Origin of the sequence: Aurantimonas sp. E1-2-R+4, assembly GCF_036549515.1 — a bacterium.
Taxonomy (GTDB): Bacteria; Pseudomonadota; Alphaproteobacteria; order Rhizobiales; family Rhizobiaceae; genus Aurantimonas; species Aurantimonas coralicida_A.
On the sequence record NZ_JAZHLK010000096.1, the window covers coordinates 1 to 5,485 of the forward strand.

Sequence of the window (5,485 nt, forward strand, 5' to 3'; positions counted from 1 at the left end):
AGAAGGGCCCCGATCGGGGCCCTTCTCATGACGTCACCTGGCACATATTTCCTCCGGCCAACTGGCGCATATTTGCTCCGGCGTTGACACCAAACAGCGCGGCAAACTGGTCGACACCGCGCTCTGGCTGCGCCAGCGTGAACTGATCGGGGTCGGCCATCAGCTGATGCAGGCCGTGGGTACCGAGGAGACGGCGGATTTCAACGTCTTCCGCGACCGCGTGGCCAAGACCCTCAAGACCCGCAAGATCAAGCTCTCGGCGACCGAGAAGAACGCGATCCTGAATGCGGTCAGCTGGTATGCCGACGATGCGGAGAAGGTCATCGGCAAGACCCTGCGCTTCACGAAGTCCGAGCTGGAGGATGTGGCCGCACGGCTGGGCTGCGGAATCGACGAACTGGGCGACTTCGGCCTCTACACCCAGCCCGATGGCAGCTGGCTGACGTTTGAAGCCAGCACCGACTTGCGCGACAGCGAGGCGGTACCGCTGAAGGACAGCATCCACCGCTATTTCAAGGCCGAGGTACAGCTGCATGTGCCCGAGGCGTGGATCAACCTCGACACGGTCAAGATCGGCTACGAGATCAGCTTCAACAAATATTTCTACCGCCACAAGCCGCTGCGCAGCCTCGATGCCGTGACGCGGGACATTCTGGCGCTGGAGCAAAAGGCCGATGGCCTGATCGCCGACATCCTAGGCGTAAAGGTGGCGACGAAGTTGGAGCCGGCAGAATGAACATTGCGAGCTACCCGACGTATGACAGCTACAAGGACAGCGGCGTTGAGTGGATCGGAGACTTGCCCACCAGTTGGGATGTCGAGCGTGGAAAATGGCTGTTCGTCAAGAAGGACCGCCCAGTTCGCCCTGATGACGAGATCGTCACCTGTTTTCGGGATGGGCAGGTTACCCTTCGCAACAACCGCAGGACCGATGGCTTCACCAACGCTCTGAAAGAACACGGATACCAGGGCATTCGGAAAGGCGACCTGGTGATCCATGCCATGGACGCCTTCGCCGGTGCCATCGGCGTTTCCGACTCGGATGGCAAGGCAACGCCTGTCTATTCAGCCTGTGTCCCGCGCGAGCCTGACACGGTCGACCCCTACTTCTATGCCTATTACATGCGGCACATCGCCTTGTCCGGGCTGCTGGTGTCCTTGGCGAAGGGGATCAGGGAGCGGTCGACCGATTTCCGCTACAACGACTTCGCAGACCTGCAACTGGCGGTCCCTTCGCGTCCCGAACAGCGCGCCATCGCGGCGTTTCTGGACGAGAAATGCGCCAAGGTGGACGGGGCGGTGCGAATAAAGGAAGAGCAGATCGCGCTTCTGCGCGAGCGGCGACAGATCCTGATCCAGCAGGCCGTCACCCGCGGCCTGAACCCCGACGCCCCCATGAAGGACAGCGGCATCGACTGGATCGGCCAAATCCCCGCGCATTGGGAGGTGAAGCCGCTCTTGACCGAAGCGAAGATCAAGTCGCGGACAGGCAGGCCCGACCTTCAGCTTCTGTCAGTTTACCTCGGGCTCGGTGTGGTCAAGTTCGACGACGTCGAAGAAAAGCGAACGAACGCGACAAGTCTGGACTTATCGAATTATCAAGTTGTCGAACCCGGCGACTTGGTCCTGAACAATCAGCAGGCGTGGCGCGGCTCTGTCGGCGTTTCGTTCGAAACAGGGATTGTTAGCCCGGCATACATCGTATTGGAGTTGTCTGATCGCTTTGAACCGGAATTCGCCAATTTCTACTTCCGCGTAGGCACTACTGTTGCACACTATTTGATCCATTCGAAAGGTGTCGGCACCATCCAGCGCAACCTCTACCGACCGAAATTGAAGCGTGCGCTTGTAACAATACCACCGCTCGATGAGCAGCGCGGCATCGTGCAACATATCAATTCTGAATGCGAAAAGATCGACAACGCCATCCGCATCAAGGAAGACCAAATCGCCGCGCTCAAGGAATACAAGACCAGCCTGATCAACGCGGCGGTCACGGGCAAGATCAAGGTGGCGTAAGGGGGGATCATGGTCAGCAACACCAAGGAAGTGGCTCTGGAACAGGCGATCCAGCGGCGCCTGACGGGCCTGACGACCGAGGAGCTGGCCGGCCAGCCTGCCCCCGCTGGCCATGGCCCCTTCCGGCTTGGCCTGCCTTCCGATTTCGACGCCGAACATGCGCTCGACACCCGGCTCTTCTGGGAGTTTCTCGAAAGCACCCAGGGCAAGGAGCTGGCCAAGCTGAAGGCCCGCAATCCCGGTGACTGGCAGCGCAAGATCCTCGAACGCTTCGACCGGCTGATCAAGAAGAACGGGGTGCTGCACCTGTTGAAGAAAGGCCTTGCCGTCGACGACGCCTTCTTCGTGCTGATGTATCCCGCGCCGCTGGCCAGCTCGGCTGCCAAGGTGCACGAGAACTTCGCCGGCAACATCTTCAGCGTCACCCGGCAGGTCCGCTATTCGCAGACCAACCCGGGCGAAGAGATCGACATGGTCCTCTTCATCAACGGGCTGCCGCTGATCACCATCGAGCTGAAGAACGCCTGGACCGGCCAGACCGCCCGCTATCACGGGCAAAAGCAGTATCGCGACGGCCGCGACTCCACCCAGCCCCTGCTGCAGTTCGGCCGCGCGCTGGTGCACATGGCCGTGGACACCGACGAGGTGTTCATGACCACGAAACTGGCCGGGCCCGCGACCTTCTTCCTGCCCTTCAACAAGGGCCACAACGAGGGCGAGGGCAACCCGCCCAACCCGAACGGCCACAAGACCGCCTACCTGTGGGAAGAGGTTTTCACCAAGGAAAGCCTGGCGGGCATCATCCAGCATTTCGTGCTGCTGGAGGGGAAGGTGACCGAGCCACTGTCCAAGAAGACGCTGATCTTCCCGCGCTATCAGCAGCTGGACGTGGTGCGCCGCCTGCTGGGCCATGCGGCCACGACGGGCGTGGGGCACAGCTATCTGATTCAGCATTCGGCGGGTTCGGGGAAGTCGAACTCGATCACCTGGACGGCCTATCAGCTGATCGAGACCTATCCGGCCACGGCGGGCATTCCGGGCGGAAAGAGGCTGGACCAGCCACTGTTCGACAGCGTCATCGTGGTGACGGACCGGCGGCTTCTGGACAAGCAACTGCGCGAGAACATCAAGGACTTCTCCGAGGTCAAGAACATCGTTGCCCCGGCCGTGCGCTCGGCCGATCTGAAATCGGCGCTGGAGAACGGCAAGAAGATCATCATCACGACGATCCAGAAGTTTCCCTTCATCATCGAGGGGATCGCCGACCTCAGCGACAAGCGGTTCGCGGTGATCATCGACGAGGCGCACAGCGGCCAGAGCGGCAGCGCGCATGACAACATGAACCGCGCGATGGGCGCCGGCGATCAGGACCCGGACGAGGACGATCCGCAGGACCGCATCCTGGCGGCGATGCAGTCGCGGAAGATGCGCGGCAACGCCTCGTATTTCGCCTTCACAGCGACGCCGAAGAACACGACGCTGGAAAAGTTCGGTGAGCGCCAGGCTGACGGCAGCTTCAAGCCCTTCCACCTCTACAGCATGAAGCAGGCCATCGAGGAAGGCTTCATCCTGAACGTCCTGGCGAACTACACGACGTACAAGAGCTACTACGAAATCCAGAAGTCGATTGGCGACAACCCGCTTTTCGACACCAAGAAGGCGCAGAAGAAGCTGCGGGCCTATGTCGAGCGCAGCCAGCAGACGATCAACACCAAGGCCGAAATCATGCTCGACCATTTCATCGAGCAGGTCGTGACGCCCAAGAAGCTGCGGGGCAAGGCCAAGGGGATGATTGTCACCCAGAACATCGAAGCGGCCATCCGCTACTACAGGGCGGTGACCAAGCTGCTGGCGGATCGGGGCCACCCGTTCAAGGCGTTGATCGCATTTTCCGGCGAGAAGGTCGTGGATGGCGTGACCCATACCGAAGCGGCGATTAATGGCTTTTCGGAGTCGGACACGCGTGACCGGTTCGATGACGATGAGTGCCGGCTGCTTGTCGTTGCGAACAAGTATCTGACGGGCTTTGACCAGCCGAAGCTGACCACGATGTACGTGGACAAGAAGCTCCAGCACGTGCTGGCCGTGCAAGCGCTGTCGCGGCTGAACCGCTCCGCCCCAAAGCTGGGGAAGCGCACCGAGGACCTTTTTATCCTCGATTTCTTCAACGACGTGGCGGACATCAAGGCGGCATTTGATCCGTTCTATACCGTCACCACCCTGTCCTCGGCGACAGACGTGAACGTTCTGCACGAATTGAAGGGTTCGCTCGACCAGGTCGGCGTCTACGAATGGCAAGAGGCCGAGGAGTTCGTCACCCGGTATTTTGCCGGCGAGGACGCACAAGCGCTGAGCCCGATCATCGACACAGCTGCGGACCGGTTCAATCAACAGCTCGGACTGCCCGAGAAGGACAAGATCGACTTCAAGATCAAGGCGCGACAGTTTGTGAAGATTTACGGGCAGATGGCCTCGATCATGCCGTTCGAGGTGTTGGATTGGGAAAAGCTGTTCTGGTTTCTGAAGTTCCTGGTGCCAAAACTGAAGATCAAGGATCCCGACCAGGACATGCTCGACGAGCTATTGGAAGCTGTCGATCTTTCGACCTATGGCCTCGCGCGGACCAAGCTGAATCACAACATTGGCCTTGATGCGTCGCCGACCGAGCTTGACCCGCAGAACCCCAATCCGCGCGGCTATCGAGACGGCGAACCGGAGAAAGACCCGCTCGACGAAATCATCCTCAGCTTTAATGAACGCTGGTTCCAAGGATGGAGTGCAACGCCTGAGGAGCAACGGGTTAAGTTCATCAACATCGTGAATAGCGTGCGCGCCCATCCGGATTATTCTGAGAAATACGAGGGGAATTCCGACCCTTACAATCGTGGGCTAGCGCTCGAAAAGATGTTGCAGGACGTAATGCTGAAGCGCCGAAAGGAAGAGTTAGAACTTTACAAGCTGTTTGCGTCGGATCCTTCCTTCAAGGCCGCCTGGAGTCAGAGCATTGAGCAAGTGCTGAATAAGAAGCTGGACGAGCATACGCGAGTTTGAAGACGGCGTGCCCGGATCGGCTTCAGTGGCAAAGGAAGATCATCCGGCGACAAACAGCCTGATAGGTTGGCTGGCTCTTCAGAAGATTCCGATCCCAGTCGCATCTCGACCCGGACGATACCCCGGTTTAACCATCGACCGGCCTCTTGAGAATAAAAGCGATATCAGCATGTTACGAGCTATTCACCAAATCCGCGCAGTCATCAGGTCCAGAGAATATCGGCCTGGAGAGAATGCTTCCGGGCCTCCTGGGGCCCTAGCCGGTGTTCAGCTCGCACCGCATAACCCTCAAAAACAACGGATAATACCAACGGGAGCGAAGGCCGACTCTTCGGGGATTCCCAAGCTGACAGAATTCTGAATCACTGTGACAAACGGAGGTTTGTCATGGCAGCACCGGTTCCCCTTCACACGG

Annotated in this window: 4 protein-coding genes; 3 read left to right on the forward strand and 1 reads right to left on the reverse strand. The window is 59.2% G+C overall.

Annotated features, from left to right (window positions below):
* Window positions 1-25 precede the first annotated feature (25 nt).
* The gene (locus VQ045_RS21140) at window positions 26-160 is read right to left on the reverse strand and encodes a hypothetical protein (RefSeq protein ID WP_331831527.1); all 135 of its coding nucleotides are present in this window, start codon (window positions 158-160) and stop codon (window positions 26-28) included.
* A gap of 15 nt (window positions 161-175) precedes the next feature.
* On the opposite strand from VQ045_RS21140, the gene VQ045_RS21145 reads away from it, so the two are divergent.
* Genes VQ045_RS21145 through VQ045_RS21155 form a run of 3 tightly spaced genes read left to right on the forward strand, consistent with a single transcriptional unit; the run spans window position 176 to window position 5,070 of the window.
* Window positions 176-736, forward strand: coding sequence for a hypothetical protein (locus VQ045_RS21145; RefSeq protein ID WP_331831528.1), 561 nt, complete (start codon window positions 176-178; stop codon window positions 734-736).
* A complete protein-coding gene (locus VQ045_RS21150) occupies window positions 733-2,019 on the forward strand; it encodes a restriction endonuclease subunit S (RefSeq protein ID WP_331831529.1) in 1,287 nt (428 codons plus the stop codon). Before VQ045_RS21145 ends, VQ045_RS21150 begins: the two co-directional genes overlap by 4 nt.
* Window positions 2,020-2,028: 9 nt before the next feature.
* A complete protein-coding gene (locus tag VQ045_RS21155; protein WP_331831530.1) occupies window positions 2,029-5,070 on the forward strand; it encodes a type I restriction endonuclease subunit R in 3,042 nt (1,013 codons plus the stop codon).
* Window positions 5,071-5,485 lie beyond the last annotated feature (415 nt).